At 34.0% G+C, this 3,556-nt stretch carries 4 protein-coding genes; all 4 read left to right on the top strand.

Annotated elements, in window-relative coordinates; all coding sequences use genetic code 11:
• On the top strand, positions 1 to 282 hold a 282-nt coding region (locus QW71_RS40775), incomplete at its 5' end, for a ComEC/Rec2 family competence protein (protein ID WP_039310746.1).
• A gap of 477 nt (positions 283 to 759) precedes the next feature.
• Entirely contained in the window at positions 760 to 1,152 is a 393-nt protein-coding gene (locus QW71_RS37565; RefSeq protein WP_047014167.1) for a DUF4406 domain-containing protein, read from the top strand.
• A gap of 520 nt (positions 1,153 to 1,672) precedes the next feature.
• On the top strand, positions 1,673 to 1,900 hold the full coding sequence (locus QW71_RS35860) for a hypothetical protein (RefSeq protein ID WP_039310743.1): 228 nt from the start codon (positions 1,673 to 1,675) through the stop codon (positions 1,898 to 1,900).
• Positions 1,901 to 1,928: 28 nt separating this feature from the next.
• Entirely contained in the window at positions 1,929 to 3,125 is a 1,197-nt protein-coding gene (locus tag QW71_RS35855; RefSeq protein WP_039310740.1) for a radical SAM/SPASM domain-containing protein, read from the top strand.
• The last annotated feature ends 431 nt before the right edge of the window (positions 3,126 to 3,556 follow it).

Below are 3,556 nucleotides of genomic sequence, written 5' to 3'. Positions count from 1 at the left end.
TCCGCACAGCAGGCCGGAATACAGGCAGGTAAGCCCATCGACATCCTCAAGGTCGCCCACCACGGCAGCAAAACCGCCACCAGTGCGGACTGGCTCTCCTTCTGGCATCCGGCAGCGGCGGTAATCTCAGCAGGGGTGAACAACCTGTACGGCCATCCGAACGGCGATGTACTAGACAGGCTGGCGGCTGCGGATACGGTGGTCTATCGGACGGACCACCAGGGGGAGATTCAGCTTAGAGTGCGTAGAGAGGGTATAGCAGTGAGATACAAGCTGAATTAGTACAGACATGTTTAGGTAAGCGACAGGTGCTTGGAGTCCGTTTGTTAACCTAAGGGGGTCTTCTTGATAACGTAATTCCCTCCTATCCTATTTTTGTTATGTTAAAGTAATTCTAAATATAGGAAATCTGAGCACACAGTTAAAGGAGGAACAAAGGGTGAGTCAGGAAATACTATTGGTGATATAGGAGCGTTAATTGGAATAGACAGCAGCAGTTATTTTTTATTTTTCCTGACATACGAAAGCTACAATACGTTATCATTTCCTTATTACACAAGGTAAGCACTTTGTGTCTATTCTTTTGTGTTTTACAATTTACTGGTAGTGAATTTGCTCATTTATAGATTAAAGCCTATTCTATTATGAAGGGGAAATTGTTAAGTAAATGGCATCCTACTAATTATCAATTGATAACTCGTGCTTGAGATCAACTTTATAATTGTAATTCATAATAATCCTATAATTTTTAGGCGGATTGTGAAAGTAATAATTCTATGTGGCTCTACAAAATTTAAAAAGCAATTTGAACAAGCCAATGCCTGTCTTACAATCCAAGGCCATGTTGTCCTGAGCCTAGCGTTCTTTGAACAAAGTGAAGGTTTCAGTATTACTTCAGAGCAAGCCGATTTATTTTCAAAAATACACTTCAGAAAGATTGATATGTCTGATGAAATATATGTTATCGATGTGGATGGATACATTGGCAGCAGTACCAAGAAAGAAATTGAGTATGCTGAATTAAATGGGAAACGGGTTAACTACTTCTCAAAGAGTGCCATAGGTGATGACTTTATTTCAACTGCCTTTAACTATTATATATGTTATCGATGTGGATGGATACATTGGCAGCAGTACCAAGAAAGAAATTGAGTATGCTGAATTAAATGGGAAACGGGTTAACTACTTCTCAAAGAGTGCCATAGGTGATGACTTTATTTCAACTGCCTTTAACTATTGAGCAAGCAGTTGTATCGAATCATACAAAATGGTATTAAATCATACATTTCTTAGTTATACTACTGTATCGAAACATACAATTTTGTATCGAATAATACACTTTAAGATTTGGCCTACAATTAAGCCCATCTCCTGAAACATCGGGGGATGGGCTTATATTTATATTAAAGCTTCGACAAGCTGGAACAGCAATGAAAGAAAGTTTCATTGGGCACATCAAATTTTCAACAAAACAATCTTTAATATGCTTCTGAGTCATAAATCTGTTTATGTGTTTCGATTGAAAGATTCGCTGTTGAAATAAAACGTGCACATAATAGAAGAAATGAACGTAGTGTACTCATCATTAAAAAACTAAGTTGAGATCGCGAAAAATGTATAAAAATTACTTTAATTGTAAATGATGTGGATAAAAATTCTGGAGGCTAATTTAATGTCAAATACAAAAAAAGATTCTTCAATCAAAAAAATTACTGAAAATGAGTCGATTGAAAAAGAAACTATCATAAAGGAATTAAATGATAATGGTACGAAAAAAAAAGAAATTATCATTAAAGAAAACAACATAAAAAAAATTACAATCGAAGAGAACGAAGATGAAAACTTTAATGAAAATGAAAAAAATGAAAAAGCCATGAGACATATTATAGCGGGTAATTAACATCATCATTATTGAAGGTGGTATTAAAGTGGATGAAAAAAAATATTCCTCAATAAGATTGGAAATAACTTCGCGGTGTAATATCAATTGTGTTTATTGTCACAATCGAGACTATTTAAATAGACAAGATGATATGAGTAGTGAAAAGATAATATCTCTCGTCCGTGATCTCAAAAGTAAGTTTCCGATTCGTAAGATTTTAATTACAGGTGGGGAACCTTTATTAAATAAAGATGTAATTAAAATTATTAGTTCTTTTTCGGATCTAGGAATCAAAACTGATATGGTGACTAACGGGCTGTTACTCACAGATGAACTTGCAGATAAATTAATAAGAGCAGGCTTGAAAAGAATCAGACTAAGTATTGACGGATTTGAAGAACATGCCACTTATAGAAAAGGCAGTTCTTACATACATCTATGGGATTTAGCAGAAAGACTGGTCCAAAGAGATGATGTGAATGTATGTATTCATACGGTTTGTTCGCCTCACAATGTAGAAATCTTATATGATGTTTATCAAAAAGTTCTTCAAGTTGGAGCGCATAGATGGCGCATATTTGATATTGGATATAAAGGGGGTGTAATAAGTAACAAAAAGCAAATGGATTTTAATGATTATTATATTAGGTTTTTTGAAATGTCAAAAAGAATAATAACCAATTTTATAAGTAATGGATATAAAGAAGTATTAAATATGGAAATAAATAATATATTCAAATCTGAACTTCAAGATGTGGTGATAGATTACTCAAAAATGGATCTCGGGAAGGTGATTTTTCAAAGAATTCAAAAATCACCTTGTCATTATATCGCACATCAACTTTCAATACGTAGCAATGGAGTATCGACTTTTTGTCAATTTTTTCATAATCAAATAATGGATTTCAATAATAAAACAGTTGAGCAGGCAATTGAAGGAAAGAATCATGTGACTGAAAATGAAATCCCCTTAAGTAAAATTGAGTACTGCGCATCTTGTAAATATATTTTGATTTGTAATACTGGATGTAGAGCTAGGGCTAGCATACTAACTGGAAATATTTTAGATGCTGATCCAGTAGCATGTTTCGTAACGTTAAAAGTAATGAATGAATTAGTTCCAATGTATCCCGAAAATATGAAAAAAATATACTACTTTAATATTAACGAAGTTGGTAATGAGCCTAAATATACAGCCGCTGATCTTGATTTATTTCTAAAAACAGGTGATTATTTATTCTAAAAGTTTTGCCTTGTATGTAAAACTTCTCAAGTATAGAACATTCTATGAAACTTCAAACCGAAATCATGGAGTTCTTTGAAAAAATTGAACTCTGGAGAAAGTAACAAAATAACTCATTGAATTAATTCAAACTGAAAGAGCATTGAAGCTCAATTCTTAATTACCGTAGTATATTGCTTACAATAAGGTTGTCTTAACTCGTCGAGGTATTGTATTGACTCTGTTAGGGCCGAATATTAATTAGATTAAATTATAGAAAGTTTAGTGGGGGAGGTATCAGACACTATAATTAATGCGCACTTCTTTTTATGCACACCCTAAAACCCTTACTACTGTAGGGGTTTCTTTTATGCACATATGTATTTATAACGAATAATCTTTGACTTGTCATCGGCATCCAGGAGGATCTGGCCCCGGAGACCTTCAAACAG

It is taken from the genome of Paenibacillus sp. IHB B 3415, from assembly GCF_000802655.2.
Classification (GTDB): Bacteria; Bacillota; Bacilli; order Paenibacillales; family Paenibacillaceae; genus Paenibacillus_AQ; species Paenibacillus_AQ phytohabitans.
The sequence above is the reverse complement of the archived record's forward strand: the minus strand, read 5'-3'. Positions and strand labels throughout refer to the sequence as shown.